This is a genomic window from Streptomyces sp. 8N616, assembly GCF_052246385.1.
In the GTDB taxonomy this organism is placed as follows: Bacteria; Actinomycetota; Actinomycetes; order Streptomycetales; family Streptomycetaceae; genus Streptomyces.
The window spans coordinates 78,081-98,322 of sequence record NZ_JBQQBY010000018.1 but is presented as its reverse complement, the minus strand read 5'-3'; the positions used below and the strand labels follow the sequence as shown (position 1 = coordinate 98,322).

The 20,242-nt window shown below is 71.8% G+C and carries 2 protein-coding genes (1 of these 2 running past the window's edge); both read right to left on the bottom strand.

Annotated elements, in window-relative coordinates; translation table 11 throughout:
- Positions 1-3: 3 nt before the first annotated feature.
- Positions 4-10,131, bottom strand: a complete 10,128-nt coding sequence (locus ACTWQC_RS18300; RefSeq protein WP_443316781.1) for an amino acid adenylation domain-containing protein — start codon at positions 10,129-10,131, stop codon at positions 4-6.
- Between the two features lies 1 nt (position 10,132).
- A protein-coding gene (locus tag ACTWQC_RS18295; protein WP_443316780.1) for a non-ribosomal peptide synthase/polyketide synthase crosses the window boundary here: on the bottom strand, positions 10,133-20,242 show its 3' portion. The gene runs 10,305 nt beyond the window's last position; 10,110 of the gene's 20,415 nt are visible here — the last part of the coding sequence; its start codon lies off the right edge, out of view; the stop codon is at positions 10,133-10,135.

Sequence of the window (20,242 nt, the reverse complement as noted above, 5' to 3'; positions counted from 1 at the left end):
TCCTTATTTCTTCGTGAGCAGCTGTGCGGAAATGAGCCGGCCGATCGTTTCGAGGGGCTTTCCGGTGAGCATCCCGTCGTGATCGGAGGCGATCCGGACCGGTTCGACGTGCCCGATGACATACGGCGCCCAGGTGTCCGGAGCCGTCTGCGCGGGAGCCGATGCGGGCCGGCCCTCCGTGGCGACGAAGAGCAGCAGGTCTCCGTGGAAGAGACCAGGGGTGTGATGCTGGAGGAGTCGGTTGTTGTTCGCGTTGACCCTCTGGATCTCGGAGAGCATCCTGACCTGCCTGCGCTGCCCGGCGGCGGGCCCGCCGACCGGCTCCGCCTCGTCGGCGCCGGGGTAGCCGTCGAGGCTGACGAGGAGGTCCACCGTCTCGCCCTGCTGCTGCAGCAGCGCCGCCATCGCATGGGCCACGGCGCCGCCGAACGACCAGCCGAGGAGGTGATAGGGCCCGGCCGGCTGCACGGTCCGGATCTGCGCGACGTAGTCCGCGGCCATCTCCTCGACCGTCTCCGGCAGGGGCTCGTCCGTGCCGAAGCCGCGGGCCTGCAGCGCGTAGACCGGACGGTCCGGCGGCAGGTGGTCCGGGAGGTCTGCGTAGCAGCGCCCCAGGCCGGTGCTCGGGTGGACGCAGAACAGGGGCGGCCGGTCGCCTTCCGTCCGGAGCGGCAACAGCAGCCCGAGGCCGTCGGTGTCCGTGCGGGCGTCGATGAGCCGGGCCACACCGGCGACCGTCGGGGCGGTGAACAGGGCGCGGATGCTGACCTCGGCGCCGAGTTCCGACCGGATCCGGGCGATGAGCTTCATGGCGAGGATCGAGTCGCCGCCGAGGTCGAAGAACGACGCGTCGGCGCCGGTCTGTTCCAGGCCGAGCACGTCGCAGTAGAGCCCGCAGAGGCGCTCCTCGGTCGGCGTCGCCGGCCCGCGGCCCACAGTCGCCCCGGTGAAGTCCGGGGCGGGGAGGGCGGAGCGGTCGAGCTTTCCGTTGACGGTCACCGGGAGTGCGTCCAGCTCCACGAACGCGGCCGGGATCATGTAGTCGGGCAGCCGGTCCGCGAGGAACTCCCGCAGCTGGGCCGTGTCCACTCCGCCGTCCGGTACGACGTAGGCGACGAGCCGCTTGTCCCCGGCACGGTCCTCCCGGGCGATCACCGCTACCTGTCCGACGCTGTCGTGCGCGGCCAACCCGGTCTCGATCTCGCCGGGTTCGACGCGGAAGCCGCGGACCTTGACCTGCTCGTCCGTACGGCCGCCGAAGACCAGCTCGCCGTCGGCCGTCCACTTCGCGAGGTCGCCGGTGCGGTACATCCGGCCACCCGGGGCAGCGAAGGGGCAGGCGACGAAACGTTCCGCGGACAGCCCCGGGCGGCCGAGATAGCCGCGGGCGAGGCCTGGGCCCGCGACGTACAGCTCACCCAGCACACCCTCCGGGAGGGGGCGCAGGTGCTCGTCGAGTACGAAGGCCTGGCTGTTGGTGATCGGCCGGCCGATCGGCACCGGGCCCGAACCGGCCGGCTCCAGGGGCATGCTCATCGTCGCGCAGACGGTGACCTCGGTCGGCCCGTACGCATTGACCATCCGCCGGCCCGGCGCCCACTTCTCCACCAACGCCGGAGGGCACACCTCACTGGCCACCACAACGGTGCTGAGGCTGTCGGGCAACTCCTCCACAGTCGCCAGCACCGACGGCGAGACGGTCACATGCGTCACGCCGAACTCCTCGGCCGTCGCGGCCAACGAGCCGTTCGGGGGGAGCTTGTCGGCATCGGCCATCACCAAAGCGGCGCCCGACAGCAGCGCCATGAACAGCTCCCACACCGAAGCGTCGAAACTCAACGACGCCAGCTGCAACACCCGCGAACCCGCACCCACCCCGAACCGGTCGACCTGGGCAGCCGCCAGATTCCCGATCCCGCGGTGCGTCACCGCCACACCCTTGGGCCGACCCGTCGACCCCGACGTATAGATCACATACGCCACATCGTCCGCACTCACGGGGACCACCGGCGCCGACTCTGCCTCCGCGGACGCATCCCACACCAGGCACTCCACCCCGGCCGGAACCAACACCCGCGTCTCCTCGGAGCACACCGCCAGCACCGGAGCGGAGTCCTCGACCATCCACCCGATCCGCTCCACCGGATACGCAGGATCCACCGGCACAAACCCCGCCCCGGCCCTGGCAATCCCCAGCAGCACCGCGACCAGCTCGACGGACCGGTCCAGCACCACCGCCACGAGGTCACCGCGCCCGACACCCCGCGCGGCCAGCACACCCGCCACCCGGTCCGCCCGCTCCCGGAGTTCCGCGTACGACCACTCCAGACCGCCCGCACCCACCACCGCCACCGCATCCGGCGACCGCCCCGCCTGCACGTCGAACAGTTCACCCAACGGCCGTACCGGCACAGCCAGCTCGGTGGCGTTCCACTCCTCCACCAACCGCCCCCGCTCCGCGCCGCCGAGCACCTCGACCTCGCTCACCCGCGCCGCCGGATCCGAGGCGACCTGCTCCAGCAACCGCACCAGCCGCTCCCCCAGCAGCCGCACCGTCCGCTCGTCGAAGAGATCAGTGGCATACAAGAACGCACCGTCGATCCCCGCCGGGCTGCCGTCACCGTTCCGGTGCTCGGCCAGATCCAACGACAAGTCGACACGCGCCGACGCCTCCGCCCCCAACTCCAGCGGACGGACCTGCAGCCCCGGCAGCTCCCACAACCGCCCCTCACCCGGAAGCGCACTCTGTATACCCAGCGAGACCTGGAACAGCGGATTGCGCCCCAGCGACCGGGCCGGATTGAGATCCTCCACCAACCGCTCGAACGGCACCTCCTGATGGGCATACGCATCCAGATCCCTCTCCCGCACCCGAGCCAGGAGTTCGGCGAACGTCGGGTCACCGCTCAGATCGGTCCGCAGCACGAGCGTGTTGACGAAGAACCCCGCCAGCCCCTCCAAAGCCGCGTCCCCGCGCCCCGCCACCGCCGTACCGATCGGGATGTCCTTCCCCGCACCCATCCGGGACAGCAGTGCGGAGATGGCGGCGTGCATCACCATGAACATCGTCGCCCCGCCCCGTTGGGCGAGCTCCGTGAGCCGGGCGTGGGTCTCTGCGGTGATCTGGATCGGCACTTCCCCGCCGCGGAAGGAGGCCACCGCCGGCCGGGGCCGGTCGGTCGGCAGGACCAGCTCCTGCGGCGCACCGGCCAGCGCCTCGCGCCAGTAGCCGAGCTGGCCGCTGATCACACTGTCCGGGTCGTCGAGATCGCCCAGCACCTCACGCTGCCACAGCGCGTAGTCGGCGTACTGCACCGGCAGGGGCTTCCAGCCGGGCGCCCCGCCCACCCGCCGGGCCGCGTACGCCACCCCGACCTCCCGGCCCAGCACACCCATCGACCAACCGTCGACCGCGATGTGATGCGCCACGATCAACAGTACGTACTCCACCCGCCCCGTCTTCAACAACCGGATCCGCCACGGCAGATCGACGCTCAGGTCAAAGCCCCGCCCGGCATAGCCGCCGAGCACCTCCCGCAGGTGTTCCTCCGCGGTCTCCACCACGACCAGCGGCGGCCGGCCAGCCTCGCCCTCCAGCACCTGCTGCCGCGGTTCGCCATCGGTCTCAGGGAAGACCGTGCGCAAGCTCTCGTGCCGGTCGGCGACATCCCCCAGCGCCGCCTCCAACGCGGCCACATCGAGCTCGCCGGAGAGCCGCAGCGCCAGCGGCAGGTTGTAGCCCGCACCGTCGCCGATGCCTTCGAGACGGTTGAGGAACCACATCCGCTGCTGGGCGTACGACAGCGGCAGCACCTCCGGCCGCGGCCGCGGCGTCAGCGCCTGCTGGACGGTGCCGTCCCCCTCCGTACCGTCCAGCAACCGGGCCACGCCGGCGACCGTCGGGGCGGTGAACAGGGCGCGGATGCTGACCTCGGCGCCGAGTTCCGACCGGATCCGGGCGATGAGCTTCATGGCGAGGATCGAGTCGCCGCCGAGGTCGAAGAACGACGCGTCGGCACCCACCTGTTCCAGGCCGAGCACGTCGGCGAAGAGCGCACAGAGGCGCTCTTCGGTGGGGGTGGCCGGACCGCGCCCCTCTGCGGCGTCGGTGAAGTCGGGTGCGGGGAGGGCGGCACGGTCGAGTTTGCCGTTCACCGTGATGGGGAGGGCGTCGAGGGTCATCACGGCGGCGGGGACCATGTAGTCCGGCAGCCGCTCGGCGACGTGGTCGCGCAACGCGGCCGGGTCCGCTTCGCCTTCGGGGACGACGTAGGCGACGAGCCGCTTGTCCCCGGGGCGGTCCTCCCGTACGAGGACGGCGACTTGGCCGACATTCTGGTGGCCGGCGAGGACGGCCTCGACCTCGCCAGGCTCGATGCGGAAGCCGCGGACCTTGACCTGCTCGTCCGTACGGCCGCCGAAGACCAGCTCGCCGTCGGCCGTCCACTTCGCGAGGTCGCCGGTGCGGTACATCCGGCCACCCGGGGCAGCGAAGGGGCAGGCGACGAAACGTTCCGCGGACAGCCCCGGGCGGCCGAGATAGCCGCGGGCGAGGCCGGGGCCCGCGACGTACAGCTCACCCAGCACACCCTCCGGGAGGGGGCGCAGGTGCTCGTCGAGTACGAAGGCCTGGCTGTTGGTGATCGGCCGGCCGATCGGCACCGGGCCCGAACCGGCCGGCTCCAGGGGCATGCTCATCGTCGCGCAGACGGTGACCTCGGTCGGCCCGTACGCATTGACCATCCGCCGGCCCGGCGCCCACTTCTCCACCAGCGCCGGGGGGCACACCTCACTGGCCACCACGACGGTGCTGAGGCTGTCGGGCAACTCCTCCACGGTTGCCAGAACCGACGGCGAGACGGTCACATGCGTCACGCCGAACTCCTCGGCCGTCTCGGCCAACGAGCCGTTGGGCGGGAGCTTGTCGGAATCGGCCATCACCAAAGCGGCGCCCGACAGCAGCGCCATGAACAGCTCCCACACCGAAGCGTCGAAACTCAACGACGCCAACTGCAACACCCGCGAACCCGCACCCACGCCGAACCGATCGACCTGGGCAGCCGCCAGATTCCCGATCCCGCGGTGCGTCACCGCCACACCCTTGGGCCGACCCGTCGACCCCGACGTATAGATCACATACGCCACATCATCGGCACCCACCGAGACCGTAGGCGCCGGCGCCTCCTCCGCGGACGCATCCCACACCAGGCACTCCACCCCGGCCGGAACCAACACCCGCGTCTCCTCGGAGCACACCGCCAGCACCGGAGCGGAGTCCTCGACCATCCACCCGATCCGCTCCACCGGATACGCAGGATCCACCGGCACAAACCCCGCCCCGGCCCTGGCAATCCCCAGCAGCACCGCGACCAGCTCGACGGACCGGTCCAGCACCACCGCGACCAAGTCACCGCGCCCGACACCCCGCGCGGCCAGCACACCCGCCACCCGGTCCGCCTGCTCCCGGAGTTCCGCGTACGACCACTCCAGACCGCCCGCACCCACCACCGCCACCGCATCCAGCGACCGCCCGGCCTGCGCGTCGAAAAGCTCCCACAGCGAAGCCACCGGCACATCGGCAGAGGTCGCGTTCCACCCCTCCACCACCCGCTCCCGCTCCGCGCCGCCGAGCACCTCGACCTCGCTCACCCGCGCCGCCGGATCCGAGGCGACCTGCTCCAGCAACCGCACCAGCCGCTCCGCCAGCAGCCGCACCGTACCCTCGTCGAAGAGATCGGTGGCATACAGGAACGCACCGTCGATGCCCGCCGGGTTGCCCTCGCCGTCCCGGTGCTCGGCCAGATCCAGCGACAAGTCGACCCGGGCCGCCGCCTCCGCCCCCGACTCCAGCGGACGGACCTGCAGCCCCGGCAGCTCCCACAACCGCCCCTCACCCGGAAGCGCACTCTGCATACCCAGCGAGACCTGGAACAGCGGGTTACGCCCCAGCGACCGGGCCGGATTGAGATCCTCCACCAACCGCTCGAACGGCACCTCCTGATGGGCATACGCATCCAGATCCCTCTCCCGCACCCGAGCCAGGAGTTCAGCGAACGTCGGGTCACCGCTGAGGTCGGTGCGCAGAACCAGCGTGTTGACGAAGAACCCCGCCATCCCCTCCAGCGCCGCGTCCCCCCGCCCCGCGACCGCCGTGCCCATCGGGATGTCCTTCCCCGCACCCATCCGGGACAGCAGCAGCGCCAGCGCCGCCTGGACGACCATGAACATGGTGGCCCGCCCGCGCTGGGCGAGCGCCACCAGCCGGGCGTGGACCTGCGGGCTCACCTGCACCGGCAGGGAGCGGCCGCGGAAGGAGGAGACGGCGGGCCGGGGCCGGTCGGTCGGCAGGACCAGCTCCTGCGGTGCACCGGCCAGCGCCTCGCGCCAGTAGCCGAGCTGGCCGCTGATCACGCTGTCCGGGTCGTCGAGATCGCCCAGCACCTCACGCTGCCACAGCGCGTAGTCGGCGTACTGCACCGGCAGGGGCTTCCAGCCGGGCGCCCCGCCCGCCCGCCGGGCCGCGTACGCCACCCCGACCTCCCGGCCCAGCACACCCATCGACCAACCGTCGACCGCGATGTGATGCGCCACGATCAACAGCACGTACTCCACCGGCCCCGTCTTCAACAACCGGATCCGCCACGGCAGATCGACGCTCAGGTCAAAGCCGCGGCCGGAGTGCGCCACCAGGGCCTGCGGCAGCTCGTCCTCCGCGGTCTCCACGACCACCAGCGGTGGTCGGCCGGCGCCGTCCGCCAGAACCTGCTGCCGCGGTTCGCCGTCGGTCTCAGGGAAGACCGTGCGCAAGCTCTCGTGCCGGTCGGCGACATCCCCCAGCGCCGCCTCCAACGCGGCCACATCGAGCTCGCCGGAGAGCCGCAGCGCCAGCGGCAGGTTGTAGCCCGCACCTTCCCCGACGCCTTCCAGGCGGTTGAGGAACCACATCCGCTGCTGGGCGTACGACAGGGGTACGGAGTCCGGTCGGGGGAACGGCACCAGTTCGGGGCGGGCCCGGCCGTCCGCGCTGCCCTCTTCCTCGATCCGGCGGGACAGGAGGGCGACGGTGGTGGCGGTGAAGAGCTCGCGGATGGTGATCCGGGTGTCGAGGACCGCCCGGATCCGGGCGATCAGCTTCATCGCCAGGAGCGAGTCACCGCCGAGCTCGAAGAACGAGGCATCGGCGCTGACCCGCTCCACGCTGAGTACCTCGGCGAAAAGCCCGCAGAGCACCTCTTCGGTCGAGGTGGCCGGACCGCGGCCCTCTGCGGTGACTGTGGCGTCGGGGGCGGGGAGCTTCGCGCGGTCCAGCTTGCCGTTGACCGTCAGCGGCAGCGCGTCCAGCGCCATGACCGCCGGGATCATGTACTCCGGCAGCCGCCCGGCGGCGAACTCCCGTACCGCCGCCACATCCAGCTCCCCACTGGGGACCACGTACGCGACCAGCCACTTGTCCCCCGGACCGTCCTCGCGGACCACAACCGCGACCTGACCCACAGCCTCGTGCGCGGCGATAACGGCTTCGATCTCGCCGGGCTCGACGCGGAAGCCGCGGACCTTGACCTGCTCATCGATGCGGCCTGCGAAGACCAGTTCGCCGTCGGCGGTCCACTTCGCCAGGTCGCCGCTGCGATACATCCGCCCACCCGGGGCAGCGAAGGGGCACGCGACGAAACGCTCCGCGGACAGCCCCGGCCGCCCGATGTAACCCCGGGCCAGACCGGCACCGGCGATATAGACCTCACCCGTGACCCCTTCCGGGACCGGCTTGAGGAACTCATCGAGCACATAGACGCGGGCGTTGGGGAGGGGCCGGCCGATCGGCGGGGCTTCCTCCAGGCCGGTCTTCAGTGCGGTCGCGGTGGCAGTGGTGATGACGGTGGCCTCAGTCGGGCCATACGTATTCCACACCCGCGCACCCGCCGACCACCGACCCGCCAGATCGGCACTCAACCGCTCAGCTCCCAGCACCCAATTGCGCACCCCCGGAACAGCGGCCGGCTCCAGCACCCCCAGCAGGGAGGGCACCACGCTCGCCACCTGCACGCCGGACCGGCTGATCATCCCGGCCAGCGCTTCCAGGTCGCCGCGCTCGGGGGAAGTGGCGACGGCTAAGGTGCCGCCCGCGGCGAGGGTGACGACGACGTCGAGGACGGCGGCGTCGAAGCTGAAGGACGCGAACTGCAGCCCCACCACACCCGCATCCATCCCCAGCACCGGACGCATCACTTCAGCGAGATTCGCCACCCCACCATGAGCGACAGCCACCCCCTTCGGGCGACCCGTCGAACCCGACGTGTAGATCACATACGCCAACTGCTCCGGCACAATGACCGCCCCGAGCGGCTCCGCCGAGAACGCGTCGACGTCCTCGAGAAGGACGGCGCGTGCATCGCCGAGCTCCACCTCGGCCAGGCAGTCGGCCGTGCCGAGGACCACCTCGGCACCACTGTCCGCGACCATGAAGCCCAACCGGTCCACCGGATACTCCGGATCCAACGGCACGAAGGCACCACCGGCCTTCCACACCGCCAGCTCCGCCACCACCATCTCCACCGACCGCGGCAGACACAACGCAACCCGCGACTCCCGCCCCACCCCCACACCGTTCAAAAACCGCGCCAGCCCATTCGCCCGCCGGTCCAACTCCCCATACGACAACACCTGCTCACCACACCGCACCGCCACCACATCCGGCGCCGCCGCAACCCGCCCCTCGATACGCTCCACAACCGACCCACCCGGCACCACGACCCCAGTGGCATTCCACTCCTCCACCACCCGCGCCCGCTCCACCTCCCCCAGCACATCCAGCCGACCGACCAGCGCCCCCGGATCAGCCGCCATCTGCCCCAGCACCCGGAGCACCCGGTCGACCAGCGCCTGGGCCGTCTCCTCGTCGAACAGATCCGGCCGATAGCTCAGCCGCATGCCCAGACCGCCGCTCGGGCCGACCACCAGGCCGAGCGGGTAATTGATCGACTCCCGGAGTCCGGACTCGGTGAACTTCAGGCCGCCCGGTCCGCGTCGATCGACCTCGTCGCCCGACGGCTTCTGCGCGTTCGTGCCCGAGGGGAAGCTCTCGAACGCCATGATCGTGTCGAACGTCGCCCCGGGCCCGGCCAGCCGCTGGATGTCGCTGAGGCTCAGATACTGGTAGTCCACCAGCGCCGACTGCTCGGCCTGCAGCTCCGTCAGCATCTCGGCGACCGACTGCGCCGGGTCGAAGCGCACGCGTACGGGCACCGTGTTGATGAAGAGCCCCAGCATGCTCTCCATGCCCGGCAGCTCCAGCGGCCGTCCGGCAACGCTGGCGCCGAACACCACGTCCCGCCGGCCCGTCAGCTTGCCGACGATGAGGGCCCAGACGGCCTGGACCACCGTGTTCAGGGTGAGGCCATGGGTGCGCGTCAGCTCGCGCAGCGCCTGGTCCAGCTCCTTGCTCGCCTTGCCGGACACCATGGCGGAGTGCGCCGGCGCCCGGTTGTACTCGGCCGGGGCCACCAGCGTCGGCTCATCCGCCCCGGCCAGCACCTGCCGCCAGGCCGCCAGGCCTTCTTCCTTGTTCTGGCGGGCGAGCCAGGCGAGGTAGTCGCGGTACGGGGTGACGGGCGGCAGGCCGCGGGCGCTGCCCCCGGCCTCGTAACACGTCCACAACTCCCGCATCAGCACCGGCAGCGACCAGCCGTCCAGCAGGATGTGGTGCAACGTGATCATCATCCGGTACTGGTCAGGCCCGACCTTGACCAGCAGCACCTTCAGCAGCGGCGGCACCGCCAGGTCGAACCGCCGCTCCCGCTCCTCGATCCCCAGCCGCTCCGACTCCGCCCGGGCCACATCGGCATCCAGCCCGGACAGATCCTCCTCCCGCCACGGCAGGGTCACCCGGCGCATGATCAGCTGGACCGGCGCTCCGGAGGCACGCCGCTGGAAGCCGGCGCGCAGGCTCTCGTGCCGGTCGAGCAGCGCCTGCCAGGACGCCCGCAGCACCGCGGAGTCGAGCTTGCCCTCCAGGCCGAGGATCATCTGCTCGACGTAGACGTCGGTGCCCTGCTCGTCGTACACCGCGTGGAACAGCAGGCCCTCCTGCAGCGGCGACAGCGGCCATACCCCCACCAGAGCGGAGTCGGTCATCTCAAGCTCCTTCTTCCATCTGCTGCGCTGTCGCTTCGAACTCGTCCAACTCGCTCTGGCTGATCTCCACCAGCGGGAAGTCGGAGGGGGTGTGGCCACCGGTGTCGGCGTCCGTGGTGTGCGTGGCCAGCCCGGTGAGCATCGCGGCCCAGCCCTCGGCCAGGCTCCGGGCGGCCGGCTCCGTCAGCAGCTCGGCCGGCCAGGACACGATGAGGGTGAGCTGCGGGCCGTCGGGCAGGTCGTGGACGACGCCCATGACCTCCAGGGCGTGCATGACCGGGATCCGGTCGTTGGCCCCGCCGCCCCGGCCGCCCTCGCCGGCGGTCTGCCAGGCCTGCTGCTCGGCGGGCTGCCGGCTCTGCTCAGCGGGCTGCCGACTCTGCTGGGCGGGGAACCGGCCCAGGTAGTTGAAGCCGATCTGGGCGGTGGGCAGCGCGGCGAGCGCGGGTGCGGTCTCGGGGTTGAGATGCCGGAGCACCCCGTAGCCCAGCCCGTCGCCCGGGACGGCCCGGAGCTGTTCCTTGATCCGCTTGACGGCCCGTCCCGCCGCGGCCCCGCCGGAGCGCAGCTCCGCGAAGTCGGCGACGCCGACATCGAGCCGCACCGGATAGCTGCTGGTGAACCAGCCTGCCGTGCGCGTCAGATCCATGCCCTCAGCCAGCGGGACCCGGCCGTGGCCCTCGAGGTCCAGCAGGATCCCGGCCGTGTACTGGCCCTGCCGGCGGCGCCATTCGACGACCGCCGCGGTCAGGCCGGTGAGCAGCACGTCGTCGACGCCCGCGTGGAACGCCGTCGGCACACTGGTCAGCAGCGCCGACGTGACCTCCGTGGGCACCTTCACCGACAGCTGCCGCACGGTGGCGCCGAGGTCCCGCCCCGGGTCCACGGGCCGCGGGGTGAGCAGCGGGTCGGTGCCGTCCAGCACCTGGGTCCAGGCGGGGAGTTCTGCGAGCCGCGGCCGGCTGGCGGCTTCGGCCTGCAGGGCGCGGGCCCAGTGCCGGAAGGAGGTGGGCACCGGCTCCAGCGCGACCTCGCGGCCGGCGGCCAGCTCCGTATAGGCCTCGGCCAGATCGGGCACCAGGACGCGCCAGGAGACGCCGTCCACGACGAGGTGGTTGAGGAGAATCAGCAACCGTCCGGGGGTGTCCGGACCGGCGTCGAACCAGACCACCTGGACCATCACACCCGCCTGTGGGTCGAGCCGGTCCGTGGCGGCCCGGGACTCCTCGGCGATGAGGCGGTCCAGATCGCCGGCGGTCGCATCGACCCGGTGCACCCAGGGGGCCGGGGACGCGGTCGGGGGGACGACCAGGCGGGGTACGGGCCCGGTCTCGAGCCGGGCCCGCAGGATGTCGTGGTGATCAACGACTGCCTGGACGGCGTCGATCAGCGTCTCCAGCCGCATCCCCGCCGGGGCCACCACCACCGTCGACTGATACACCCCTCCGATACGCTCCGCTCCAGCCCGCCCGAGCAACTCGTGCATGACGGGGGTCAGCGGCACCTCACCGGTGCCCGGGTCACCACCGCCGACGACGCCACCCGCACCGACCTCCCCGGCAACCACGGCCAGACCCGCCGGAGACTGACGCTCGAACACCTGCCGCGCCGTCACCACCAAGCCCGCCTTACGCGCCCTCGACACCAGCAGCATCGACATGATCGAGTCGCCACCCAACTCGAAGAACGACGCATCCGCGCTGACCTCATCGAGACCGAGAACCTCAGCGAACAGACCACACAAGACCACCTCGGCAGGCGTCTGCGCAGCCCGGCCCACCGCCATCCCGGCAGTGTCCGGGACAGGGAGCGCCGAGCGGTCCAGCTTGCCGTTGACCGTCAACGGCAGCGCCTCCAGCGCCACGACCGCCGGGACCATGTACTCCGGCAGCCGCCCGGCGGCGAACTCCCGTACCGCCGCCACATCGAGCTCCCCGCTGGGGACCACGTACGCGACCAGCCGCTTGTCCCCCGGCCCGTCCTCGCGGACCACAGCCGCGACCTGGCCCACGGCTGGGTGCGCGGCGATAACGGCTTCGATCTCGCCGGGCTCGACGCGGAAGCCGCGGACCTTGACCTGCTCATCGATGCGGCCTGCGAAGACCAGTTCGCCGTCGGCGGTCCACTTCGCCAGGTCGCCGCTGCGATACATCCGCCCACCCGGGGCAGCGAAGGGGCACGCGACGAAACGCTCCGCGGACAACCCCGGCCGCCCGATGTAACCCCGAGCCAGACCCGCACCGGCGATATAGACCTCCCCCGTGACCCCTTCCGGCACCGGCTTGAGGAACTCGTCCAGCACGAACACCTTGTTGTTGACGAGGGGCCGGCCGATCGGCGGGGCTTCCCCCAGGCCGGTCTTCAGTGCGGTCGCGGTGGCGGTGGTAATGACGGTGGCCTCAGTCGGGCCATACGTGTTCCACACCTGGGCGCCGGCCGACCACCGGTCGGCCAGATCGGCACTCAACCGCTCCGCTCCCAGCACCCAGTTCCGTACACCCGGAACAGCGGCCGGCTCCAGCACCCCCAGCAGGGAGGGCACCACGCTGGCCACCTCCACCCCGGCGGTGTCGATCATCTCCGCCAGCGCCTGCAGGTCCCCGCGCTCCTCCGCCGTCGCCACCGCGAGGGTGCCGCCCGCGGCGAGGGTGACGACGACATCGAGGACGGCGGCGTCGAAGCTGAAGGATGCGAACTGCAGCGCCACCACACCGGCATCCATCCCCAGCACCGGACGCATCGCCTCAGCAAGGTTCGCCACCCCACCATGAGCGACAGCCACCCCCTTCGGGCGACCCGTCGAACCCGACGTGTAGATCACATACGCCAGTTGGTCTGCCGAGATCTCCGTCCCGAGCGGCTCCGCCGAGAGATCGCCGACCTCCTCGAGAAGGACGGCGCGGGCATCGCCGAGCTCCACCTCGGCCAAGCAGTCGGCCGTGCCGAGGACCACCTCGGCACCACTGTCCTCGACCATGAAGCCCAACCGGTCCACCGGATACTCCGGATCCAGCGGCACAAAGGCACCACCGGCCTTCCACACCCCCAGCTCCGCCACCACCATCTCCACCGACCGCGGCAGACACAACGCAACCCGCGACTCCCGCCCCACCCCCACACCGTTCAAAAACCGCGCCAGCCCATTCGCCCGCCGGTCCAACTCCCCATACGACAACACCTGCTCACCACACCGCACCGCCACCACATCCGGCGCCGCCGCAACCCGCCCCTCGATACGCTCCACAACCGACCCACCCGGCACCACGGCCCCAGTGGCATTCCACTCCTCCACCACCCGCGCCCGCTCCACCTCCCCCAGCACATCGACCTCGCTGACCCGCACCCCCGGATCAGCCGCCACAACCTCCAACACCCGCACCAAACGCTCCACCAACGCCCGCGCCGTACCCTCATCGAACAGATCCGCCGCATACAGCAACGCCCCACCCAACCCCGCGGGCTCACCGGCGTCGTCACGCTGCTCGATCAGCGTCACCGACAGATCGAAGCGGGCCACCGGATCCGCGGTCGACGGGAGCGCGTCGACCGCCAGGCCGGGCAGCTCCCACTCCTCCGGCGCGGCGCTCTGCAGCGCCAACATGACCTGGAACAGCGGGTTGCGCGACAGCGACCGCGCTGGGCTCAGCACGTCGACGAGCCGTTCGAACGGCACGTCCTGGTGGGCGTACGCAGACAGATCGGTCTCCCGCACCCGCGCCAGCACGTCGCTGAACGTCGGGTCGGCAGTGACATCCGTGCGCAGCACCAGCGTGTTGACGAAGAACCCGGCCAGGTCGTCCATGGCCTCGTCGCCCCGGCCGGCGATAGCGGTGCCGATGGGGATGTCGGTGCCCGCGCCCAGCCGCGCCAGCAGCACGGCCAGTGCGGCCTGCGCGATCATGAACATGGTCGCGTTGCCCTGCTGGGCGGTCGCCACCAGCCGGGCGTGGGTCTCGGCGTCCACGCGCAGGGGCACTGTGCCGCCCCGGAACGAAGACGCGGGCGGGCGCGGCCGGTCGGTCGGCAGCAGGAGCTCCTCCGGTGCGCCGGCCAGGGCCTGCCGCCAGTAGTCCAGCTGGCCGCTGATCACGCTGTCCGGGTCGTCGAGGTCGCCCAGCATCTCGCGCTGCCACAGGGCGTAGTCCGCGTACTGCACCGGCAGCGGCCTCCAGCCCGGCGCCCCGCCCGCCCGCCGGGCCGCATAAGCCACCCCCAAGTCCCGCGCGAGCACGCCCATCGACCAGCCGTCGACCGCGATGTGATGCGCCACGACCAGCAGTACGTACTCCGCGGGCCCGGTCGCCAACAGCCGGATGCGCCACGGCAGATCGACGCTCAGCTCGAAGCCGCGCCCGGAGTGCGCCGCCAGGGTCGCGCCGAGCTCGTCCGGTGTGGTCTCCACGACGATCAGCGGCGGTCGGCCCGCCTCGCCCTCCAGCACGTGCTGCCGGGGCTCGCCGTCCGTCTCCGGGAAGATGGTCCGCAGGCTCTCGTGCCGGTCGGCGACGTCGCCCAGCGCGGCCTCCAGGGCGGCGATGTCCAGGTCTCCCGATATCCGTAGCGCCAGGGGAAGGTTGTAGCCCGCGCCTTCGCCGACACCTTCGAGCCGGTTGAGGAACCACATCCGCTGCTGGGCGTACGAGAGCGGCAGCGCCTCCGGCCGCGGCCGCGGTGTCAGCGCGGCCCGGGCGGCCGTACCGCCCGCCGCCGCGACGAGGCGGGCGACTCCGGCCACCGTCGGCGCCGCGAACAGCTCGCCGATCGTGACGCCGGTGTCCAGAACCGACCGGATGCGGGCGATGAGCCGCATGGCCAGCAGGGAGTCGCCGCCAAGCTCGAAGAACGAGGCCTCTGCGCCGACCCACTCCAGGCCCAGCACCTCGGCGAAAAGCCCGCAGAGGATCTCCTCGGCCGGCGTCGCCGGGCCCCGGCCGGCGGTGAGGCCGCCGAAGTCGGGGGCGGGGAGGGCGGAGCGGTCGAGCTTGCCGTTGACGGTGACGGGGAGGGTGTCGAGGGTGACGAAGGCGGCCGGGACCATGTAGTCCGGCAGCCGCTCGGCCACGTACTCCCGCAGCCCGGCCAGGTCCACTGCACCGTCGGGTACGAGATAGGCGACGAGCCGCTTGTCGCCCTCGCGGTCCTCCCGTACGACGACCGCAACCTGGCCCACGCTCTCGTGAGCAGCGAGCACGGCCTCGATCTCCCCCGGCTCCACCCGAAAGCCGCGGATCTTCACCTGCTCGTCCGCCCGGCCCGCGAAGACCAGTTCACCGTCCGCGGTCCACCGCGCGAGGTCCCCGGTCCGGTACATCCGACCGCCCGTGAACGGGCACGCCACGAAGCGCTCTGCCGACAGCCCCGGTCGGCCGAGATAGCCGCGGGCTAGTCCGGAACCGGCGAGATAGAGCTCGCCGTTGACGCCCGGGGGCACGGGCTTGAGGTACTCGTCGAGGACGAAGGCCTTGGTGTTGTCGCGGGGCCGGCCGATCGGCAGCACCGCCGGGGCCTCGACCTCGGGAGCGACCGGGTGCGTCGTGGCGCACAGGGTGGTCTCGGTGGGGCCGTACATGTGCCGGACCTCGATCTCCGGGCAGGCGGCCTTGACCTGGGCGATCGCCCCCGCGGGCACCACGTCACCGCCGGTCAGCACCTCAGCCAGACCCGACAGGCACTCCGGCGACTCCTCCGCCAGCACACCGAACAGACCGGCCGTCACATGCACCGCCGTCAGCCCATGTGCCCGCACCAGACCCGCCAGCGATCCCGCGTCCATCGGACCCGGCGGCGCCACCACCACCCGGCCACCACTGACCAGCGGCACCCATATCTCGTACGTCGACACATCGAACGCATGCGGCGCATGCAGCAGAACGCGATCGCGCGCCGCCGCGCTCCAGCACCGGTCGGTGAGCAGCGCGGCCACGGCTCCGTGGCTGACCGCCACGCCCTTCGGGACGCCCGTGGAGCCCGACGTGAACATCACATACGCCACATCCTGCGCCGAGAGCACCACATCCGGCACGCCCTCCCGCCCACCGAACAACTCCTCCACCGGCACCGCACCCGGCACCTCCAGCACCCGGTCCGCCACCACCAACCCGACCTGACCCAGCACCAACTCCCGCCGCGCCACCGGCCACGCCGTATCCACCGGCACATAACCGGCACCAGACTTCGCCACCCCCAGCAGCACCGCCACCAGCTCCGCCGACCGCTCCATCACCACGCCGACCAGATCGCCACGCCCCACACCCCGGGCCGCAAGCTCACACGCCACCGAGTCCGAGCACTCGGCCAACTCCCCGTACGACCACTCCCGGCCGTCCACACCCACCACAGCCACCGCATCCGGCACCACCGCGACCCGGGCCGCGAACAACTCCACCAACGACACCGCCGGCACCGGACGCTCAGTGGCATTCCACTCCGCCACCACCCGCGCCCGCTCGCTCTCCGCCAGCACCTCGATCTCACTGACCCGCACCCGCGGATCAACCGCCACCTGCTCCAACACCCGCACCAACCGCCGCGCCAACAACCGCACCGTGCCCTCATCGAACAGATCAGTCGCATACAACAGCGAGCCCGCCAGCCCCGCCGGGTCGCCTTCGCTGTCCCGCCGTTCGGCCAGGGTCAGCGACAGGTCGAACTTGGCGGTCGACTCCTGCGACGTGGCCTCCAGCGGCCCGACCTGCAGCCCGGGCAGATTCCACCGCCCCTGGGACGCGGGCAGGTTCTGCAGGACGAGCGTGATCTGGAACAGCGGGTTCCGGGAGAGCGACCGGGCCGGGTTGAGGTCCTCGACCAGCCGCTCGAACGGCACATCCTGATGCGCGTACGCGGCCAGATCGGCCTCCCGCACCCGGGTCAGCAGCTCGTCGAAGCCCGGGTCGGCGCTCAGGTCGGTGCGCAGCACCAGGGTGTTGACGAAGAAGCCGGCCAGCCCGTCCAGCGCCGCGTCACCGCGGCCCGCGGTCGCCGTGCCGACCGGGATGTCCTGGCCCGCGCCCATCCGGGACAGCAGCACCGCCAGCGCGGCGTGCACGACCATGAACATCGTCGCCCGGCCGTGCCGCGCCAGCTCCACCAGCCGGGCGTGGGTCTGTGCGTCCACCTCCACCGGCAGGGTGCGCCCGCGGAACGACGACGCGGCCGGGCGGGGCCGGTCGGTCGGCAGGTCCAGCTCCTCCGGCGCGCCGGCGAGCGCCTGCCGCCAGTAGTCCAGCTGCCCGCTGACCAGGCTGTCCGGATCGTCGAGCTCGCCCAGCTCCGTGCGCTGCCAGAGGGCGTAGTCCGCGTACTGCACGGGCAGCAGCTCCCAGCCCGGGAGCCGGCCCTGCCGTCGGGCGGTGTAGGCCGTCTCCAGGTCCTGCGCGAGGACGCCCATCGACCAGCCGTCGACCGCGATGTGGTGCGCCACGATCAGCAGGATGTAGTCCGTGGGGCCGGTCCTGAGCAGCCGGATCCGCCAGGGTAGGTCGACGCTGACGTCGAAGCCGCGGCCCACGTGGGCCGTGAGGGCACCCTCGATCTCGTCCTCGGTGGTGTCCACCACGACCAGCGGCGGCCGGCCGGCGGCGCCTTCGAGCACCTGCTGGCGGGGGACGCCCGCGGTCTCCGGGAAGACCGTGCGCAGGCTCTCGTGCCGGTCGGCGACGTCGCCAAGGGCGGTCTCCAGGGCCGCGATGTCCAGGTCGCCGGACATCCGCAGGGCCAGGGGGAGGTTGTACGCCGCGCCCTCGCCCGCGCCTTCGAGCCGGTTGAGGAACCACATCCGCTGCTGCTCGAACGACAGCGGCAGCACCTCCGGCCGCGGCCGCGCCGTCAGCGCCGAGCGCGTCTGGCCGGCTGCCGCGCCGGCCAGCCGGGCGACGCCGGCGACCGAGGGAGCGGCGAAGAGCTCGCCGATGGTGAGCTCCGCCCCAAGGACGGCACGGATGCGGGCGATGAGCCGCATGGCCAGGAGGGAGTCGCCGCCGAGGTCGAAGAACGAGGCCTCCGTGTCCACCCAGTCCAGCCCGAGCACCTCGCCGAAGAGCCCAGCGACGATCTCCTCGGCCGGGGTGGCGGGGCCGCGCCCGGTGGCGCCGCCGAAGTCGGGGGCGGGGAGGGCGGAGCGGTCGAGCTTGCCGTTGACGGTGACGGGGAGGGTGTCGAGGGTGACGAAGGCGGCCGGGACCATGTAGTCCGGCAGCCGCTCGGCCACGTACTCCCGCAGCCCGGCCAGGTCCGCCGCACCGTCGGGTACGAGATAGGCGACGAGCCGCTTGTCGCCCTCGCGGTCCTCCCGTACGACGACCGCAACCTGGCCCACGCTCTCGTGAGCAGCGAGCACGGCCTCGATCTCCCCCGGCTCCACCCGGAAGCCGCGGATCTTCACCTGCTCGTCCGCCCGGCCCGCGAAGACCAGTTCACCGTCCGCGGTCCACCGCGCGAGGTCCCCGGTGCGGTACATCCGTGCCCCCGGCTCGACGAAGGGCGCGGCGACGAAGCGCTCGGCCGTGAGGCCGGGGTGCCCCGTGTACCCGCGGGCGACGCCGGCGCCGGCGAGATAGAGCTCGCCCATCACCCCGACGGGGACGGGCTTGAGGTACTCGTCGAGGACGAAAGCCTTGGTGTTGCCGCGCGGCCGGCCGATCGGCAGCACCGCCGGAGCCTGGGCCGCAGCGGGAATGACGTGGGTCGTGGCGCACAGAGTGGTCTCGGTAGGCCCGTACATGTGCCGGATCTCGATCTCCGGGCAAGCGGCCTTGACCTGGGCGATCGCCCCCGCGGGCACCACGTCACCGCCGGTCAGCACCTCAGCCAGACCCGACAGGCACTCCGGCGACTCCTCCGCCAGCACACCGAACAGACCGGCCGTCACATGCACCGCCGTCAGCCCATGTGCCCGCACCAGACCCGCCAGCGTGCCCGCGTCCATCGGACCCGGCGGCGCCACCACCACCCGGCCACCACTGACCAGCGGCACCCATATCTCGTACGTCGACACATCGAACGCATGCGGCGCATGCAGCAGAACGCGATCGCGCGCCGCCGCGCTCCAGCACCGGTCGGTGAGCAGCGCGGCCACGGCTCCGTGGCTGACCGCCACGCCCTTCGGGACGCCCGTGGAGCCGGACGTGAACATCACATACGCCACATCCTGCGCCGAGAGCACCACATCCGGCACGCCGCCCCGCCCACCGAACAACTCCTCCACCGGCACCGCACCCGGCACCTCCAGCACCCGGCCCGCCACCACCAACCCGACCTGACCCAGCACCAACTCCCGCCGCGCCACCGGCCACGCCGTATCCACCGGCACATAACCGGCACCAGCCTTCGCCACCCCCAGCAGCACCGCCACCAGCTCCGCCGACCGCTCCATCACCACGCCGACCAGATCCCCACGCCCCACACCCCGGGCCGCAAGCTCACACGCCACCGAGTCCGAACGCTCGGCCAACTCCCCGTACGACCACTCCCGGCCGTCCACACCCACCACAGCCACCGCATCCGGCACCGCCGCGACCTGCGCCGCGAACAACTCCACCAACGACGCCGCCGGCACCGGACGCTCAGTGGCATTCCACTCCGCCACCACCCGCGCCCGCTCGCTCTCCGCCAGCACATCGATCTCACTGACCCGCGCCCGCGGATCAACCGCCACCTGCTCCAACACCCGCACCAACCGCTGCGCCAACAACCGCACCGTGCCCTCATCGAACAGATCAGTCGCATACAACAGCGAGCCCGCCAGCCCCGCCGGCGCCCCATCCTCGTCGCGCCGTTCGGCCACCGTCGCCGACAGATCGAACCGGGCCGCCGGCGAGGCGGCCGGCAGACCGCTCACCTCCAGCCCGGACAGCTCCCACTGCCGACGGCTCTGCGGCAGGTTCTGCATGGTGAGCGACACCTGGAACAGCGGGTGCCGGCCCAGCGAGCGGGCCGGGTTGAGGTCCTCGACCAACCGCTCGAACGGCACATCCTGATGCGCGTACGCGGCCAGGTCGGTCTGCCGGACGCGGTCCAGCAGTTCGGCGGCCGACGGGTCGCCGCTCAGGTCGGTGCGCAGCACCAGGGTGTTGATGAAGAAGCCGGCCAGCCCGTCCAGCGCGGCGTCGCCGCG

Coding starts and splice junctions, on each gene's coding strand:
- ACTWQC_RS18300 (WP_443316781.1), bottom strand. CDS start 10,131: ATGACCGACTCCGCTCTGGTGGGGGTATGGCCGCTGTCGCCGCTGCAG.